Origin of the sequence: Streptomyces sp. NPDC014676, from assembly GCF_043084105.1 — a bacterium.
Lineage (GTDB): Bacteria > Actinomycetota > Actinomycetes > Streptomycetales > Streptomycetaceae > Streptomyces.
The window spans coordinates 725,700-741,858 of the sequence record NZ_JBIBZI010000001.1; the positions used below are offsets into that span (position 1 = coordinate 725,700).

General features: G+C 73.0%; 15 protein-coding genes. 7 read left to right on the forward strand and 8 right to left on the reverse strand.

The features are described 5' to 3' along the window. Positions 1-27: 27 nt before the first annotated feature. On the reverse strand, positions 28-1,674 hold the full coding sequence (locus ACF1DX_RS03335; RefSeq protein WP_391789533.1) for an alkaline phosphatase D family protein: 1,647 nt from the start codon (positions 1,672-1,674) through the stop codon (positions 28-30). A gap of 101 nt (positions 1,675-1,775) precedes the next feature. Next, a complete protein-coding gene (locus tag ACF1DX_RS03340) occupies positions 1,776-2,423 on the reverse strand; it encodes an HNH endonuclease family protein (protein WP_391789534.1) in 648 nt (215 codons plus the stop codon). A gap of 404 nt (positions 2,424-2,827) precedes the next feature. On the opposite strand from ACF1DX_RS03340, the gene ACF1DX_RS03345 reads away from it, so the two are divergent. Together ACF1DX_RS03345 and ACF1DX_RS03350 are read left to right on the forward strand one after the other, a co-directional pair. Further along, positions 2,828-3,406: a TMEM165/GDT1 family protein gene (locus ACF1DX_RS03345; RefSeq protein ID WP_030859477.1), complete on the forward strand. Its 579-nt coding sequence runs from the start codon at positions 2,828-2,830 to the stop codon at positions 3,404-3,406. A gap of 210 nt (positions 3,407-3,616) precedes the next feature. Continuing rightward, positions 3,617-4,279 (forward strand): HAD-IA family hydrolase, encoded by a 663-nt coding sequence (locus ACF1DX_RS03350; protein WP_383348071.1) that lies wholly within the window; start codon positions 3,617-3,619, stop codon positions 4,277-4,279. Positions 4,280-4,637: 358 nt separating this feature from the next. Here the strand turns inward: ACF1DX_RS03350 and ACF1DX_RS03355 are convergent, their stop codons facing one another. Further along, positions 4,638-5,732, reverse strand: a complete 1,095-nt coding sequence (locus tag ACF1DX_RS03355) for a peptidoglycan-binding protein (protein WP_391789535.1) — start codon at positions 5,730-5,732, stop codon at positions 4,638-4,640. A gap of 161 nt (positions 5,733-5,893) precedes the next feature. Between ACF1DX_RS03355 and ACF1DX_RS03360 the strand changes: the two genes are divergently transcribed. After that, positions 5,894-7,999 carry a DHA2 family efflux MFS transporter permease subunit gene (locus ACF1DX_RS03360; protein WP_391789536.1) on the forward strand — a complete coding sequence of 702 codons (2,106 nt, stop codon included), beginning with the start codon at positions 5,894-5,896 and terminating at the stop codon, positions 7,997-7,999. A gap of 7 nt (positions 8,000-8,006) precedes the next feature. On the opposite strand, the gene ACF1DX_RS03365 is transcribed toward ACF1DX_RS03360, so the two are convergent. Further along, positions 8,007-8,498, reverse strand: a complete 492-nt coding sequence (locus ACF1DX_RS03365; protein ID WP_391789537.1) for a GNAT family N-acetyltransferase — start codon at positions 8,496-8,498, stop codon at positions 8,007-8,009. Positions 8,499-8,658: 160 nt separating this feature from the next. Between ACF1DX_RS03365 and ACF1DX_RS03370 the strand changes: the two genes are divergently transcribed. Together ACF1DX_RS03370 and ACF1DX_RS03375 are read left to right on the forward strand one after the other, a co-directional pair. Continuing rightward, entirely contained in the window at positions 8,659-9,324 is a 666-nt protein-coding gene (locus ACF1DX_RS03370; RefSeq protein WP_391789538.1) for a hypothetical protein, read from the forward strand. Between the two features lie 3 nt (positions 9,325-9,327). After that, entirely contained in the window at positions 9,328-10,014 is a 687-nt protein-coding gene (locus ACF1DX_RS03375) for a hypothetical protein (protein ID WP_391789539.1), read from the forward strand. On the opposite strand, the gene ACF1DX_RS03380 is transcribed toward ACF1DX_RS03375, so the two are convergent. Next, positions 10,003-10,434, reverse strand: a complete 432-nt coding sequence (locus ACF1DX_RS03380) for a DUF1992 domain-containing protein (protein WP_391789540.1) — start codon at positions 10,432-10,434, stop codon at positions 10,003-10,005. The two genes, ACF1DX_RS03375 and ACF1DX_RS03380, sit on opposite strands and share 12 nt — an antisense overlap. Positions 10,435-10,535: 101 nt before the next feature. On the opposite strand from ACF1DX_RS03380, the gene ACF1DX_RS03385 reads away from it, so the two are divergent. Beyond that, positions 10,536-10,928 carry a hypothetical protein gene (locus ACF1DX_RS03385; RefSeq protein ID WP_391789541.1) on the forward strand — a complete coding sequence of 131 codons (393 nt, stop codon included), beginning with the start codon at positions 10,536-10,538 and terminating at the stop codon, positions 10,926-10,928. A gap of 24 nt (positions 10,929-10,952) precedes the next feature. Here the strand turns inward: ACF1DX_RS03385 and ACF1DX_RS03390 are convergent, their stop codons facing one another. Together ACF1DX_RS03390 and proP are read right to left on the reverse strand one after the other, a co-directional pair. Next, entirely contained in the window at positions 10,953-11,633 is a 681-nt protein-coding gene (locus tag ACF1DX_RS03390; protein WP_030859463.1) for an O-methyltransferase, read from the reverse strand. 79 nt (positions 11,634-11,712) lie between these two features. Then, a complete protein-coding gene (proP, locus tag ACF1DX_RS03395) occupies positions 11,713-13,128 on the reverse strand; it encodes a glycine betaine/L-proline transporter ProP (protein ID WP_391789542.1) in 1,416 nt (471 codons plus the stop codon). Between the two features lie 393 nt (positions 13,129-13,521). Between proP and ACF1DX_RS03400 the strand changes: the two genes are divergently transcribed. After that, a complete protein-coding gene (locus ACF1DX_RS03400) occupies positions 13,522-15,573 on the forward strand; it encodes a phosphatase PAP2 family protein (RefSeq protein ID WP_391789543.1) in 2,052 nt (683 codons plus the stop codon). Between the two features lie 132 nt (positions 15,574-15,705). Here the strand turns inward: ACF1DX_RS03400 and ACF1DX_RS03405 are convergent, their stop codons facing one another. Further along, on the reverse strand, positions 15,706-16,146 hold the full coding sequence (locus tag ACF1DX_RS03405) for an ATP-binding protein (RefSeq protein WP_391789544.1): 441 nt from the start codon (positions 16,144-16,146) through the stop codon (positions 15,706-15,708). Positions 16,147-16,159: the final 13 nt, after the last annotated feature.

Below are 16,159 nucleotides of genomic sequence, written 5' to 3' on the forward strand. Positions count from 1 at the left end.
TCACAGGCGACCCACAGGTTCCGGAACTCACCGGCTCAGCCGGGTCTCCGTCACACTCCTGAGACGCGCCCCGGTCTCCTTCTGCTCCGCGTGCTCGAGGCGCAGCACCGCCGAACGCCCCTCGGCCGTCAGCGTCATGAGCTGGTTGCCGAACCAGGGCCCGCCCGTCTTGCGCCAGGCGACCGGCGGCGGGGCGAGGCGGCCGTGCCGCGCGAACAGGCGGCCGAGGAGCCGGGCGGCCCCGCCCCAGCCCACGCGGAAGCCGAGCCGCATCGACAGCGGAATGGAGTTGTGGACCGGCGAGCAGGTCAGCTGCACCACCCGGGAGTCCGGCCCGGTGCCGTCCGGCCAGCTCGGCTCGGCCACATAGGCGTGGTGGACGTCCCCGGAGAGCACGCACACCGTCGCCGGCGCCTGTGGCCCCGTACCGGCCTCGGCGATCAGCTCCGCCAGCTCGCCGAACGACTCGGGGAAGGCCGCCCAGTGCTCCAGGTCCGCCCCGCGCCGCAGCTTCTCCCCGAACCGCGCCCAGCGGGCGCCCTTGTCGCCCCGGCACAGCACGGAACTCCACGCCTCGACGTCGTGCACCAGGTGGGGCAGCAGCCAGGGCAGGGACGTACCGATGAGCAGATGGTCGTAGGAATCGCGCTCGTCCAGGGCCTGTTCGCGCAGCCAGTCGGCCTCGGTGCGGTCGAGCATGGAGCGCCGGCCCTCCTCCAGGACGCGGGCCGCACGGCTGTCGACCATCAGCAGGCGCACCCGGCCGAAGTCGCGCCGGTAGCTCCAGCGCACGCCGGCCGCGTCCGCCTCGGCCCGGGAGGCGAAGGCGCGCAGCGCGTCGGTGCCGTCGTCGGCCGCCCGGACGGACGCGTACAGCGGGTCGGCCTCCAGCTCGGCGGGGGAGAGGTTGCCCAGGTGCTGGTGGACCCAGTACGACATCAGGCCGCTGAGGATCCGCTCCCGCCACCACGACGTGTCCCGCATGTCGGCGACCCAGGAGGCGGAGGTGTTCCAGTCGTCGATCACGTCGTGGTCGTCGAAGATCATGCAGGTGGGCACGGTGGACAGCAGCCAGCGCACCTGCGGGTCGAGCCAGGACTCGTAGTAGAGGTGGGTGTACTCCTCGTAGTCCGCCACCTGGCCGCCCGGCGGCTCGTCCAGGTCGCGGCGGGTGGCGAGCCAGGCGCGCGTGGCGTCGGAGGTCTCGTCGGCGTACACCTGGTCGCCGAGGAGCAGCAGGACGTCGGGGCGTTCGCCGTCCGGGTCGGCGGCGATGCGGTGCGCCAGGGCGTCCAGGGCGTCCGGCCCGACCGGGTCGGGCTCCCCGGTGGGCGGGGAGGCCCAGCGGCAGGAGCCGAACGCGATGCGCACGCGGTCGTCCGGGCCCGGGGTGGGGATGACGGACGGCGGGAGCGACGGGAAGGGGTCCTCGGCCGGCGGCCACACCCGGGCGTCGTCCAGGAAGACCTCGTACGGGGTGGCCGTTCCCGGCGTGAGACCGGTGACGTGGACGAGCGCGTAGTGGTGACCGGCGACCCGGAAGGTGCCGGCCGTCCCGCCGGTCCCGTCCGCGCAGCGCACCTCGACGGTGCCCGGACGGCCGGTCTCGACCCAGATGGTGGCGGACGAGCCGTCGATGTACCTCAGCAGTGGTCCGAGCCGCAGTCCGGCCATGGTGACCCCTTCCTCCGTCGCCCCGTACGGTACGCAGCGACGGAGGCCACCGGGGAGATTTACGCACCCGGCAATTCGTCCCAGCGGCTCGTGAGGTTGTCTCAGCAGCTCGCGAGGTGGTTCGTCAGGGCGGACTTCTCGGCCGAGTCGACCGACAGGTCGTAGTAGTACTTCACCTGGACCCAGGCGCGGACGTAGGTGCAGCGGTAGGCGGTGCGGGACGGCATCCAGGTGGCCGGGTCCTGGTCGCCCTTGGCCTGGTTGACGTTGTCCGTGACGGCGAGGAGCTGCGGGCGGGTCAGGTCGTTGGCGAAGGACTGGCGCCGGGAGGTGGTCCAGGCGCTCGCGCCGGAGTCCCAGGCCTCGGCGAGCGGGACGAGGTGGTCGATGTCGACGTCGGAGGCGGCGGACCAGGTGGCGCCGTCGTAGGGGGAGTACCAGCTTCCGCTGGTGGCGGCGCAGGAGGAGTCGGTGACGACGCCCGAGCCGTCGCGCTTGAGGACGGTCTCGCGGGTGTTGCAGGCGCCGGACTGGGTGATCCAGTGCGGGAAGAGGTCGCGGTCGTAACCGGTGCGGTTCTCGGTGCGGACGTCGAGGGCGGCGAGGTAGCCGCGGGCGGTGGCGGCGCTGACCGGGGTGGGGAGGGCGGCGGAGGCGTTCGGCCCGTTGAACAGGCCGACGGAGGCTATGAGTCCGGTGAGCGCCGCGACTATGCTGAGCGACCGTCGACGCGCGTAGAACTTCGGCATGCGAACTCCCTTGTCGGGTGGGGCCGTTGACGTGCGGGCAGGGGAATGCTCGCGACGCCGGATGGCCGGGAGGGGTGGATCCGGTAAGAAGCTAATGACGTGTGCATGACACGTCTATGGTTCAGGTGTGAAATTTCCGCGTACGAGGTCCGGCGCGGGCTTCGCGTACCATGGACGGCGCAGAAGGGGAGTAGCTCTTCGCCGGACCGTCGACACACTGCTCAGCTCGCCTGAGCCGGCGCCCGGAGGCGGGCCTCGTGACGCGAGGCCGGCCAGCGAGACCTTCGGCAAGCAGTGCACGCCCGTGCCGTACGGCACGGGTGCCGCGTGTGCTGCCGTGCCGAGGTGTCCCGTGGAATCGCACAGCACTCTCGGCGGGGCAGTCCCGACCGATTGAGGAACCGTTGATCAGCCTGACCGTGACGGCCGTCGTCTTCGGCGTCGTCTTCCTCGCCGAACTGCCGGACAAGACCGCGCTCGCCGGTCTCGTCCTCGGCACCCGCTACCGCGCCTCCTACGTCTTCGCCGGTGTCGCCGCCGCCTTCGCGCTGCACGTCGCGCTCGCGGTGGCGGCCGGCAGCGTGCTCACACTGCTGCCGCAGCAGATCGTGCACGCGATCACGGGTGTGCTCTTCCTGGGCGGCGCGGCGGTGCTGCTGATGAAGAAGGACGAGGACGAGGAGGAGGTCCGCAAGCCGGAGAACCAGTCCTTCTGGAAGGTCTCCGGGGCCGGGTTCATGCTGATCCTGGTCGCCGAGTTCGGTGATCTGACGCAGATCATGACGGCCAACCTCGCCGCCCGCTACGACGACCCGCTCTCCGTCGGCCTGGGCGCGGTGCTCGCGCTGTGGTCGGTGGCCGGGCTCGGCATCGTCGGCGGGAAGGCGCTGATGAAGAGGGTTCCGCTCAAGCTGATCACGCAGATCGCGGCGCTGCTGATGCTGGGTCTGGGCGTGTGGAGCCTGTGGGAGGCGATCGCCTGACGCCCCGCCGCGCGGGCCCTGCGCGGTGACGGCGGGCCGAAGTGTCGGTGAACGGTCGGCGAAGGCGGTGGCGGGATGCCGGGTTTGTTTTGTACCGTGGATGAACAAAGTGGCTCCCGCCCGTTTTCCCTGACCGGCGGGCGGGGTCACTCTGTCCCTCCTCCGGGCCACCCCGCCCGACGCCCTCTCCTCCGCGCCTTGGAGCTGCCGATGACGGCCACCGCCGTACTCACCGCCCGCGCCCTCCTGCTGGACATGGACGGCACCCTCGTCAACTCCGACGCCTCCGTCGAACGCGTCTGGCGGCGCTGGGCCGACCGGAACGGGCTCGACGGCGACGAGGTCATGAAGGTCGTGCACGGGCGCCAGGGGTACGCCTCGATGGCCCTGCTGCTGCCCGGCCGCCCGATGGAGCAGAACCACGCCGACAACGCCCGCATGCTCGCCGAGGAGACGGCGGACACCGAGGGCGTCGTCGAGGTACCGGGCGCCCGCGCGTTCCTCGCCTCCCTGAAGGGGCTGCCGCACGCGCTCGTGACCTCCGCCGACGTCGCCCTGTCGACGGCGCGGATGGCCGCCGCCGGCCTTGAGCAGCCCGGCGTACGGGTGACGGCGGAGTCCGTCGGCGCGAGCAAGCCCGACCCCGAGGGCTTCCTGAAGGGCGCGGCGGAACTGGGCGTCGACCCGGCCGACTGCGTGGTCTTCGAGGACTCCGGCGCGGGTATCGCCGCGGGCCGCGCGGCCGGGATGCGGGTCGTGGGCATCGGCCCCCGGGCCGGCCTGCACGCCCCGGACGCGCTCGTACGCGACCTGACCCAGGTGCGGGTGGAGGCGGCGGCCGACGGCACGATCCGGTTGCACATCACGGAGTAGCCCCCCCGGGGGGCCACGCCCTTACGGCTCGGGCTTCCGGCCCGCCCGGCGGCTGCCGGTGCATGCCGCGCGGACGATGACGGGAGCGATTCTCCAGGCAAAACGGCGCATATGTGATGCGTTGCCCGGAGAATCGCTCCCATCGGTGTTCGGTGGCGGGATTCGCCCACAGCATCCGTGAGTGGCTTTCGAGGCCTCGTGGGGCGGCGGGCCGGATGCTCTCCCGGCTGCCTTGGATGCCGTGCGGTCCGGTTGCGGCCCCGCGCGGGCCCTGTCCGCGGCGGCTTCCGGGGCTTCGCGGAGCGGCGGGCCGGGTGTCCTCCCGCTCGGCGCCGGGCCGGTCGCGGCCCCGGGGGCGTTACGGTCCCTGGGTTTCCGCCTCCAGGCGGGCCCGCGTCTGCGGACCGTACACACCCAGTTCGGCCTGGAGTCCCTGAGACCACTGGTAGTTGCGCAGGGCTTCCTCCACACGGTGGTTGAACTGGCCGTTGATCTCGTCGTTGTAGAGCCACTTCTCCCTCAGGCGGAGCTGGAGTTCGGCGACCTCCGGGCCGCGGTCGCCGCGGCGCAGCACCGGGCCGGTGTCACCGCCCTCGTCCTCCTCCGTGTCCTCGGCGGAGTCGGTCGGCGCCGTGGTCGTCGGGGTCGAGGACGGTTCGGCGGACTTCGACGGGCTCGCCGACGTGGTGGGCGCCGACGGCGACGGCGAGGCCGACGTGCTCGCGCTCGCCGAGGGGGAGGCCGACGGGGAGGCGGACGACGACGGCGCGGCGGAGGACGCACCGGCCGACGGCTCCGCGGAGGGCGAGGCGGACGACGACGGGTCCGGGATGCTCGCCCTGACCTCCTCCGGCGCCGCGCCGTCCCGGGACGGCGTCTCGTAGGAGAACACTCCGCTCGCCCATCCCGCCGCCCCCACCACGGCGACCACGGCCCCGGCGACCGCGAACAGCGTCCCGCGCCGGCGCCGGCGCGGCGGTTCCCCGTCGGCGTGCGTCGGGCCGGGCGCGGCGGGGACGGCCGTAAGGGGCCGCGTGGTGTCGAACAGATGCAGATCGGTGGCGTTCGGCCGGGCCGTCCCGGGCGCCAGCGGCGTCGGAAGGACGGACGTCGAGTCCGCCGCGCCGGGCGCCGCCTCCGGCGGGACGGCGCGCAGGGTCATGGTCTCGTCGGCCGCCCCCGGTGCGCCGGGCCCCTCCGCGGACGGAGCGGGCGTCCCCGCCGCGCCGGCGGCCTCCGCCGGCCCGTCCGGCGTACTCCGCCCGGCCCCGCCGTCCAGCTCGACGTACGGCCGTATGCGCAGCGGATCGAAGTCCTCCGCGGCGGCCGCCTCCGCCGTACGGGCGTCGCGCAGGGCGTCGGACGCACGGATGGTGCAGGCGCACGACGGCGTGTTGTCGCTGTTCCTGGGCGCACCGCACTCCGGGCACGGGTTTCCGTTCGGCTGTTCCACGTGTTCGTCCCTCCCCTCGCGAACTCCAGAGATTATGCAGATCTTCTTCACAGCCCCGTCCGCGCGCCCCCGGAATCCGGACTTCCGGGAGGACTCAACAGGCCATAACGAGACACACCGATCACGATGGACGGTGGAACCAGTTCTCTGTGGAGGTCTTCATGGCCGGGGACGCGCGCCGTACGACGCCGAAGGGGAGCACCGCGGGACCCGCACCCGGCGCCGGACCACCGGGCCGTGACACCGGCGGTCGTGGCACCGGCGGCCGGGAGCACGTGTCCGGGAACGTCGTGGTCTCGATCGGCGCCCTGCTGCTCGGCCTGCTGCTCGCCGCCCTCGACCAGACCATCGTCGCCACCGCGCTGCCCACCATCGTCAGCGAACTGGGCGGCCTGGAGCACCTGTCCTGGGTGGTCACCGCGTACCTGCTGGCCTCCACCGCCGCGACCCCGCTGTGGGGCAAGCTCGGCGACCAGTACGGGCGCAAGAAGCTCTTCCAGACCGCCATCGTGATCTTTCTGGTGGGCTCCGCGCTGTGCGGCGCGGCGCAGGACATGCCCCAGCTGATCGCGTTCCGCGCGCTCCAGGGCCTGGGCGGCGGCGGGCTGATCGTGCTGTCGATGGCGATCGTCGGCGACCTCGTCCCACCGCGCGAACGCGGCCGCTACCAGGGTCTGTTCGGGGCGGTGTTCGGCACGACGAGCGTCCTCGGACCCCTGCTCGGCGGACTGTTCACCCAGCACCTGAGCTGGCGCTGGGTGTTCTACGTCAACCTGCCCGTCGGGATCGTCGCCCTCGCCGTGATCGCGGCGGTGCTGCACATCCCGCGCCGGCGGACCAAGCACGTCATCGACTACCTCGGTACCTTCCTCATCGCCTCCGTCGCCACCTGCCTGGTGCTGGTCGCCTCCCTCGGCGGCACCACCTGGGAGTGGGCCTCGCCGCAGATCATCGGGCTCGCGACGCTCGGCGCGCTGCTCGCCGTGGCCTTCGTGGCCGTGGAGCGGCGGGCCGCCGAGCCGGTGCTGCCGCTGAAACTGTTCCGGGTGCGCACCTTCACGCTCTCCGCCGTGATCAGCTTCATCATCGGCTTCGCCATGTTCGGCGCGATGACCTACCTGCCGACCTTCCTCCAGGTGGTCCACGGCATCACCCCGACCATGTCCGGCGTGCACATGCTGCCGATGGTGGCCGGCATGCTGCTGTCCTCCACCGGTTCCGGGCAGATCGTCAGCCGCACCGGCCGCTGGAAGGTGTTCCCGATCGCCGGCACCGCCGTCACCACCCTCGGACTGCTGCTGCTCCACCAGCTCGACACGGACAGCTCCACCGCCGAGATGAGCGCGTACTTCTTCGTCTTCGGCCTCGGACTCGGCCTGGTGATGCAGGTCCTGGTGCTGATCGTGCAGAACGCCGTCCCCTACGAGGACCTCGGCGTCGCCACCTCCGGCGCGACCTTCTTCCGCTCCATCGGCGCCTCGTTCGGCGTCGCCATCTTCGGCACGATCTTCGCGAGCCGCCTCGGCAGCGAGCTCACCGACGCCTTCCGGGGAGCGCGGCTCCCGCCCGGCGTCTCCCCCGACTCCCTGGAGGCCGACCCGCGCGGCATCGCCGCCCTGCCGCCCGCCCTGCGCCCGCCGGCGCTCGACGCGTACGCCACCGCCATCACCGACGTCTTCCTGTACGCCGTGCCCATCGCCCTCCTCGGATTCGCGCTGGCCTGGCTCCTCAAGGAGGACCGGCTGCGCGCCTCGGTCACCGCGCCCGACGTCACCGAGACGCTCGCCAGCAACCCCGTGGAGCGGTCCTCGTACGACGAGGTGTGCCGCGCGCTGTCGGTGCTCGGCACCCGCGAGGGACGCCGCGAGATCTACCGGAAGATCACCGACCGCGCGGGCTACGACCTGCTGCCCGCGACGAGCTGGATGCTCCTGCGCATCAGGAAGCACGGCTCGGTGGAACCGGCCCGCCTCGCCGAACGCAGCCCCGTCCCGCTGAACGTCGTCCTGGAGGCCGCCCGCCAGGCCGAGATACGGCACCTCGCCGTGCGCCGGGGCCTCGACATGGTGCTCACCGACGAGGGGCGCGAGGTGACGGAGCGGCTGGCGCGGGCCCGCGAGGAGTCGCTGGCCGAGCTGCTCGGCGACTGGTGGGGGCCGGACCGCCCGACCGACCTGGTGCGGCTGGTGCACGAACTGAACGACGAGCTGTGCGGTTCGCGCGGTGAACGCCCGCACGACGAGCGCGCCGTGACCCGGACCGGGTGACGCGCGCTCAGCCCAGCTCCTTGGCGAACCAGTGCTCGGCGTACGGGTCGGTGTTGTGCGGCTCGGTCTCCGGGTACCCGAGCCGGGCGTACAGCGCCCGCGCCTCGACGAGGTCCCCGCGCGTGTCCAGGACCATCCGGGTGGCGCCCGAGGCACGGGCCGCGTCCTCGGCGGCCCGCACCAGCAGCGCCGCCCCGCCCCTGCCCCGCATCCCCGCGTACAGGAACACCCGGGTCAACTCGGCGGTCGTGCCGCCCAGCAGCCGGAAGCCCGCGTTGCCGGCCGGCTCACCCGCGTAGCGCGCCACCAGCAGCCCGCCTCCCGGCGGCGCGAGGTCGGCCCCCGACACGGCGGCGATCCCCCGTTCCAGCTCCTCGGGATCGGTGCGCCGCCCCTCGCGCAGCAGGTACCAGCGGTCGCTGATCTCCGTGTAGTACGCCCGCCACAGCGCGGCGGCGACGGGGGAGTCGTACGGTTCAGGGGCGACGGTCCAGGCCATGCCCGCATTCTCGGGGAACCCTCCGGCCGGTACGCAAGCGGATGATCCCGCCGCGGACGGTGACGGCCGGGAACTGTTTGTGCGCGAACCTCCGGGCAACCCGGTAGGCGAACCGGCTCGCCAGGAGTGCCGGTTGGGCCCGAGAACCCGGAAGGCATTCATGTCCACTGGCCTGATCATTGCGTTGATCGTGATTGTCGCGGTCGTAGTCGCCGTCGCGGCCGTGCTGACCCTGCGCGCCCGCGGCCCGCGGCACGGCACCGGCCTGAAGCGGCGCTTCGGCCCCGAGTACGACCGTGCCGTCGCCCGGCACGACGGGGACACCAAGGCCGCCGAGCGGGAGCTCGCCGAGCGCGTGGAGCGCCACGGCGACCTGCGCGTACGGCCGTTGGAGCCCACCGAGCGGGAGAGGTACGAGGTGCGCTGGACGGCCGTCCAGGAGCGGTTCGTCGACGCGCCGCGGGACGCGGTCACCGAGGCGGACCGGCTGATCGCCGAACTCGCCGCCACCCGCGGCTTCCCCGCCGACGGGCACTACGAGGAACAGCTCGCCGCGCTGTCCGTGCACCACGCCCACCATGTCGAGGGCTACCGGCGCGTGCACCGGGTGGCGCAGGCCCGCGCGCACGACGGCGGCGCGGGCACCGAGGAGATGCGCGAGGCCCTCGTCGAGGCCCGCGCGCTGTTCGAGGAACTGGTGCGGCCGGCCCGGCACGAGGCCGGACACCGGCGCGCCGGCGCGGACGGCGACCGCACGTCCCCGGCCGCCGGCCGCGGCCACCGCACACCGTCGTTGTTCCACCGGCACCAGGCGAAGGAGAGCTGACCGATGACCGACGCGACCCGCCGCCCCGGCGACACCCCGCCTGTCGAGGGGCACCGCACCGCACCCGGCGTCCGGGGCGACGCCTCAGCCCCCGACGTCCGGAGCGGCGCCCCGGACCCGGGCGCCCCCGGCTTCGGCACCGGTGAGAAAGCCGGCCGCACCGCCCCCGACGGCGCGAACCCGCCACCCACCGCACACCCGAAGCACGACCCCACCACCCCTGCTGACACCGGTACGCACCACGACGGCGACCGGATCTCCACGGGCGCCGGTACGGGTACGCACCATGACACCGACCGGATCTCCACGGGCGCCGGTACGGGTACGCACCACGACGGCGACCGGGCCCCCACGGGCATCGGCACCGGTGCGCACCACGACGCCGACCGGGGCTCCGTCACCCGTCTCCTCCGGCTGGACGACACCGACAAGCTCACGGCGCGGTTGCAGCACGCCGTGGCCGGCTTCGTCGACGCGCCGCGGGACGCCGTGCAGGAGGCCGATCGCGCGCTGGAGGAACTCACCGCGCGCTTCACGGACGCGGTGACCGAGCGGCGCCGTACCCTGCGGCGGTCCTGGCAGACCGACGGCGACGGGACGAGCGGCAGCGCGGCCGCGACCGACACCGAACAACTGCGGCTCGCCCTGCGGGACTACCGCGAGCTGGCGGAACGGCTGCTACACGCCTGAGCCGTCCGGCCCGCCCGCCGCCGCCCGGCGCTCCCGCCACTGCCGTACGACGTCCTCGACGTCGTACGGCTTCTTGCCCAGCGGGGGGCCGGGCGGCGGCTTGAACATCATGTCGCTGATCTTCGCGTTGATCTCCGTGAGGATCTTCCGCACGATCCGCTCCGAGGGCGCCGCGAGGGCCGCCTCCAGCGCGTCCTCGGCCTCCTTGCGCAGGGCCAGCGTCGGCGGCAGCACCGAGAAGCCCTCGCGGGCCATCTTCCGCTTGACCCACCACAGTTCGTCGTAGGTGGTCTCGACCTCGCGGGGGAGCGGCTTGCCCGCCCCCGCCAGCCGTTCGAACTCGCCGCGGGCCTCGGCATCACGGATCTGCTTGTCGACCCAGGACTCGAAGTCGACGCCGGGTGGCTTTCGCTCGGTCATGAGGCCATTGTGCCGGACGCCGTGCAGCCGGGCGTTTTATCATTCGGCGGCAGCGGGGCCGGGCCTCTCCGGTCCGCCAGGACGTCTCAGGAGGAGCCCACGTGCTCGAACTCACCATGGCCGCGGTGTCCGCGGCGGAAGCGGGCGCCACGGCCGGCATGCTCATGGCCGACGCGCCCAGCGAGCCGGGCACCGTGCTGCGGGTGGGCCGGGACAAGTCCCTGTGCCGGCTCTCCACGCCGGACGACTGGCTGTTCGTCTCGCGGGTCCACCTGGAGTTCCAGTGCGCGCCGGACGGGACCTGGCGGCTGACCTGGCTGCGCGGCTCCCTGCCCGAGCCGTCCTCCGAGGTGCGGCTGACCATCGGCGAGTACGCCCACCCCGTCGCCTACGGCGGCAGTGTGGCGCTGCCCCGGGGCGGCAGCGGCGAGGTCGTCGTCCAGGACCGCACCGCCCCGCGCAGCGTCAACGTGGGCTTCTACCACGAGGTCTGAGACACGCGGCCCGGGAGTACGGGCTCAGGCCAGCACCCGGGCCAGCGCGAAGCCGTCGTAGTCCTTGGCGCCGACCGTCTGGACCGCCGTACCGCTCAGCCGGGGATGGCTGCCGATCAGGTCGAGGGCGGCGCGGGTGCCCAGCACGTCCGGGTCGGTGTTGTCCGGGTCGGCCACCCGGCCGCCGCGCACCACGTTGTCGAGGACGATCAGGCTGCCCGTGCTGGTCAGCCTGAGCGCCCACTCCAGGTAGTGCGGGTTGTTCACCTTGTCGGCGTCGATGAAGACCACGTCGAACGGCGGCGGGTTCTCGTCGGCCAGCCGGGGCAGCGACTCCAGCGCCGCGCCCACCCGCACCTCGACCTGCTTGTCGAGTCCCGCGCGGGCGATGTTGCGGACGGCGACCTCGGCGTGGCCGGGGTCGTACTCCAGGGAGATCAGCCGCCCGTCGGCGGGGAGGGCGCGGCCCAGCCAGATGGTGCTGTAGCCGCCGAGCGTGCCGATCTCCAGGATGTTCCTGGCCCCCTGGAGCTGGGCGAGGAGCAGGAGGAGCTTGCCCTGCAGGGGCGAGACGGCGATCGGCGGGAGCCCGGCGGCGTCGCTGTCGCGCAGGGCCGCCGCCAGGGCGTCGTCGCCGGGGGCGTCGGGCAGGAGGCGGTCGGTGAAGTAGTCGTCCACCTTCTGCCAGAGCTGCGACTCGCTCATGCACCTGTACCTTCCGTACGGCTGGTTAGTCTGTCTAACTAGTGCCGCTGACGAAGATACGCCGCGCCTTCGCCGCCCGTCAGGCGTTCTCCCGGTGTGTTCCGGCCGCCCCGGCCTCCAGTGACGGCGCCGACCCCGGCAGCGGGCGGCCCGCCGACTCGGCCATGCGCCACACCGCGAAACCGCCGATCACGGCCGCCGCCATCATGTAGTAGGCGGGCATCATCATGTCGCCGGTCGCGCCGATCAGGGCCGTGACCACCAGCGGGGTGGTGCCGCCGAACAGGGACACCGAGACGTTGAAGCCGATCGACAGCGAGCCGTAGCGCACCCGGGTCGGGAACAGCGCGGGCAGCGCGGACGGCATGGCGGCGGTGAAGCACACCAGCAGCAGGCCGAGCGCGCCCATGCCGGCGGCGACCGCGAGCAGGCCGCCGTCGCGGATCAGCAGCAGCGCCGGCACGGACAGCACCAGGAACCCGGCGCAGCCGGCCGCGATCACCGGACGGCGGCCGACCCGGTCGGTCAGCGCGCCGGCGAACGGCTGGACGATCATCATCAACACCATCACGCCGAGCACGACGACCAGGCCGTGCGTGGCGTCGTACCCCAGCTCACTGGTGAGATAGCTCGGCATGTACGACAGCAGCATGTAGTCGGTGACGTTGAAGACCAGCACCAGGCCCACGCACAGCAGCAGCGCGCGCCACTGGCCGGTCACCATTTCGCGCAGCGGCACCTTGGGGCGCTCGCTCTCGGCCTTGGCGACCTCGGCCGCGAACGCCGGGGTCTCCTCCAGACGCATCCGCAGGTACAGGCCGACGATGCCCATCGGGCCCGCGATCAGGAACGGGATCCGCCAGCCCCAGGACAGCAGGTCGTCCGACGACAGCAGCGCCGTCATCAGGGTGACCAGGCCCGCGCCGCCGATGTACCCGGCGAGGGTGCCGAACTCCAGCCAGCTGCCGAGGAAGCCGCGCCGCTTGTCGGGGGCGTACTCGGCGATGAAGGTGGACGCGCCGGCGTACTCGCCGCCGGTGGAGAAGCCCTGCACCAGACGGGCCGCCAGCAGCAGGACGGGGGCGCCGACGCCGATCGCGGCGTAGGACGGGATGAGGCCGATGGCGAAGGTGCCCGCCGCCATCATGATCATGGTGAGGGCGAGGACCTTCTGCCGCCCCACGCGGTCGCCGAGCGGACCGAAGACCATGCCGCCGAGGGGGCGGACCAGGAAGGCCGCGGCGAAGGCGCCGAACGTGGACAGCAGCTGGGCGGTGGGGTTGCCCGAGGGGAAGAAGACCTTGCCCAGCGTGACCGCGATGTAGCTGTAGACACCGAAGTCGAACCATTCCATCGCGTTGCCGAGCGCCGCCGCCTTCACGGCGCGCCGGACGAGCGCGGGGTCGGTGACGGTGGGGGCGGAGGTGTGCGCGGCGCCGGCCTTCTGCGAGGCCTTCCGCGCGGACGGGGGAGTGGCGACCGTGGCAGTCGTCAAAACGTCGCTCGCCTACCTTTCGACGGGGACAGGGGCGGGTCCGCGCGGCGGCGCTGTCGGGCGGTCCGAAGGGAACGACGGTAGGCGCACTTGACCCCTTTACGGGGGGTATGCGAATAGCTGCATACTGCACATAAATGGGGTGTGCGCAGGGGCGCAGCCCCGCGCGGAGGCGCGCCGCCCGGCGGCTCGCTGTGACCCTTCTCGCGTCAATCCCAGGCAAAGCGGCCCCCCGCGGACTATCGTCATACGGACAAAAGTGACAATTCCGTCAGGCGGGACCGCGGTTCTCCGCGCCCCCGTCCAGGGGTGGCGCGAGCCTCACCGGGTTCGCGGAGCGGATCCCTACGCACGGGACGCGCGGAGCGAAACGGGGCGGGAGGCCGACGAGGCGTGGCGAACGCGGGGCGCGGTGGGCGACCGGTGGAGGCTCTCGGGGCGACAGCCGCCGACAGCACCCGGACACGGCTGCGCGCCGCGCGCCTGGCCCTGTGGCTGCTGGCCGCCGTCCTCGCCGCACGCCAGGTCGCCGTCGTCCTCACCACACCGAGCGGGGAACGGCTGACCGCCCTGGAGACCTGGGTGGGCCCCGAGGGCGTCCTGCACGTCAGCGGCTCCCTCTACGACTCCACCCGGTTCACCGGCACCCCCTTCGGCGGGCTCGTCCTCAAACCCCTCACCCGCACCGCCGAACAGGCCCTCGGCTGGGGCTGGACCTTCGGCACCCTGCTCCCGGTCGTCGCCCTCGGACTGATCACCGCCCGCGCGCTGCCCCAGCCGGCCGGCCGCCGCACCGCGATCCTCGCCGGGCCCGTCGCCATCAGCCTGCTCATGCTGTCCCTGCCGGTGCGCAACACCCTCTGGCTCGGCCAGACCAGCGTCATCCCGGTCCTGCTCGTCCTGCTGGGCTGCTTCGTCGCGCGGGGACAACGCGTCAGCGGCGCACTGACCGGCGTCGCCGCCGCCCTCCAGCCCGCCCTCCTCCTCTTCACCCCGCTGCTGTGGCTCACCGGCCGCCGCCGGGCCGCCGCCGCCACCGGCGTCACCTTCGCCGCGGCCACCGCGCTCGCCTGGGCCGCGCTGCCGCACGACTCCCACACCTACTGGGTGCACCACCTGGCGGGCACCGGCCTCGGCGGCCCCGCCGACGACCTCGCCAGCCAGTCCCTGCACGGCGCCCTGCTCCGCCTCGGTCTCCGGGGCCCGCTGGAGACCGGCCTCTTCCTGCTGCTCGGCGCCGCGGTCGTGACCCTCGCCCTGCGCCGCGCGGTGCGCTACGCCCACGACGGCCAGCTCCTGCTCGCGGTCGCCGTCACCGGCTGCGCCGCCATCACCGTCTCCCCCACCGCATGGCAGCACCAGCTCCTTTGGGTGCTGCTCACCGTGGCCGGCCGGATCGGCGTACGCGCCCGTGACCGGCTGGTGTGGCCCGTCGCCGTCGTCCTGGTGATGACGCTGCCGGCGAGAACGATGCTGCCGAACATGGCGCTCCTGCACCCGCTGCGCGACAACACCGTCCTCCTGGCGGCCCTGACCGCCGCCACCGCGGCCCCCTTCCTCTCCCGCGGCTCGCCGTACTTCCGCACCCCGGTCCCCACCCCGTACGCCCCGCCCGTCCCGGCCCGCTTCGCGTGCGTCCCGCTGCTGCCGTTCCTGCGCCGGGTGCTCATCCGCCCGAACCTCCTGCTCGAGCTCCTGCTGATCCGCGTCACCTACGCCGCGTACGCCCAGGTCCGCCTCGCCGCGACCGGCGGCAGCAACTCGGCCGGCCGCGCCCGCGCCGAGGCGCACGGGCAGCAGATCCTCGGCCTCGAACGCCTGCTCCACATGGACGTCGAGCATGCCGTCAACCACGCCGTGGTGAGGATCGGCTGGCTGCGGGAGTCCTTCGACTTCTACTACACGTCGTTCCACTTCGTCGTCCCGCTGGCCGTCCTCGGCCTGCTGTACGGGCGCCGCCCCGTCGACTACCGCTGGGCCCGCGCGAGCCTGGGCTTCACCACCCTCCTCGCCCTGGCCGGCTTCTGGCTCTACCCGCTCGCCCCGCCCCGCCTGATGCCCGGCCTCGGCATCATCGACACGGTCCACGGCGTCCAGGACTTCACCCGGCCCGACTACGGCACCCTCACCCACCTCACCAACCAGTACGCGGCGATGCCGTCGCTGCACTTCGGCTGGTCCCTGTGGTGCGGACTGGTGATCGCGGTCATCGCGCCGAGGACGTGGATGAAGGCCCTCGGCCTCCTCCACCCCCTGTTCACGGCCGCCGCGATCGTCACCACCGGCAACCACTGGATCCTGGACGCGGTGGGCGGCGCGCTCGTCGTCGGCGCCGGCTTCGGACTGACGTACCTGCTCCAGGGCCCGCGCGCCCGTACGACGGTGGCCGCCGCCGAGCTCGGCAGGGAGCCGTCGGTGTCGGTGAAGGACCGTACGCCGAGCTGATCGGGTACCAGGCCGGCGACGGCGGTCCGGACGACGGTGCCGGGGCGGAGAGGGTGGTTCCGCTCGGGGGCGTTCACTGCCGGGCGTACGGGGTTGCAGTGATCGTTGGTTTCAAGTGGCCCGACGGCCACCTCACTCACGGGCGTCCACTGCGACACACTCGAACCACACGGTCTTCCCGCCGCAGGGTCCGGGATCGACGCCCCACTTGTCGGTCACCGCAGCCAGCAGCACGAGCCCTCGTCCGTTCTCCGCGTCCAGCGTCAACCCGACCGGAACACGCGGGAGCTCGTCACTTCCGTCGGCCACTTCCACCCGCACCCCGCCCGGCTGCCGCAGCAACAGCAGGGCGCAGCGCCGGCCGGGGACGTGGCGTACGACGTTGGCGAGCAGCTCGGTCACGCCGAGTTCCACGGCGTCGGACAGTCCGGCCATCTCCCACTCGCGCAGGAACGACCGCACGATGCGCCGGACGTGCCCCGCCGAGTGCTCACCGACGGTGAGCCGCATCGCGTACCGGTCGCTGCGCGGGGCGAGGAGGGTGGGGAGAGCGGGGGGAATGTATTGGTTCACGCCACAAGGGTGA

Excerpts from the sequence above, each read along its gene's own strand:
- ACF1DX_RS03335 (WP_391789533.1), bottom strand. The coding sequence starts at position 1,674 with ATGGCCGGACTGCGGCTCGGACCACTGCTGAGGTACATCGACGGCTCG.
- ACF1DX_RS03340 (WP_391789534.1), bottom strand. The coding sequence starts at position 2,423 with ATGCCGAAGTTCTACGCGCGTCGACGGTCGCTCAGCATAGTCGCGGCG.
- ACF1DX_RS03350 (WP_383348071.1), top strand. The coding sequence starts at position 3,617 with ATGACGGCCACCGCCGTACTCACCGCCCGCGCCCTCCTGCTGGACATG.
- ACF1DX_RS03360 (WP_391789536.1), top strand. The coding sequence starts at position 5,894 with ATGGCCGGGGACGCGCGCCGTACGACGCCGAAGGGGAGCACCGCGGGA.
- ACF1DX_RS03365 (WP_391789537.1), bottom strand. The coding sequence starts at position 8,498 with ATGGCCTGGACCGTCGCCCCTGAACCGTACGACTCCCCCGTCGCCGCC.
- ACF1DX_RS03370 (WP_391789538.1), top strand. The coding sequence starts at position 8,659 with ATGTCCACTGGCCTGATCATTGCGTTGATCGTGATTGTCGCGGTCGTA.
- ACF1DX_RS03375 (WP_391789539.1), top strand. The coding sequence starts at position 9,328 with ATGACCGACGCGACCCGCCGCCCCGGCGACACCCCGCCTGTCGAGGGG.
- ACF1DX_RS03380 (WP_391789540.1), bottom strand. The coding sequence starts at position 10,434 with ATGACCGAGCGAAAGCCACCCGGCGTCGACTTCGAGTCCTGGGTCGAC.
- ACF1DX_RS03390 (WP_030859463.1), bottom strand. The coding sequence starts at position 11,633 with ATGAGCGAGTCGCAGCTCTGGCAGAAGGTGGACGACTACTTCACCGAC.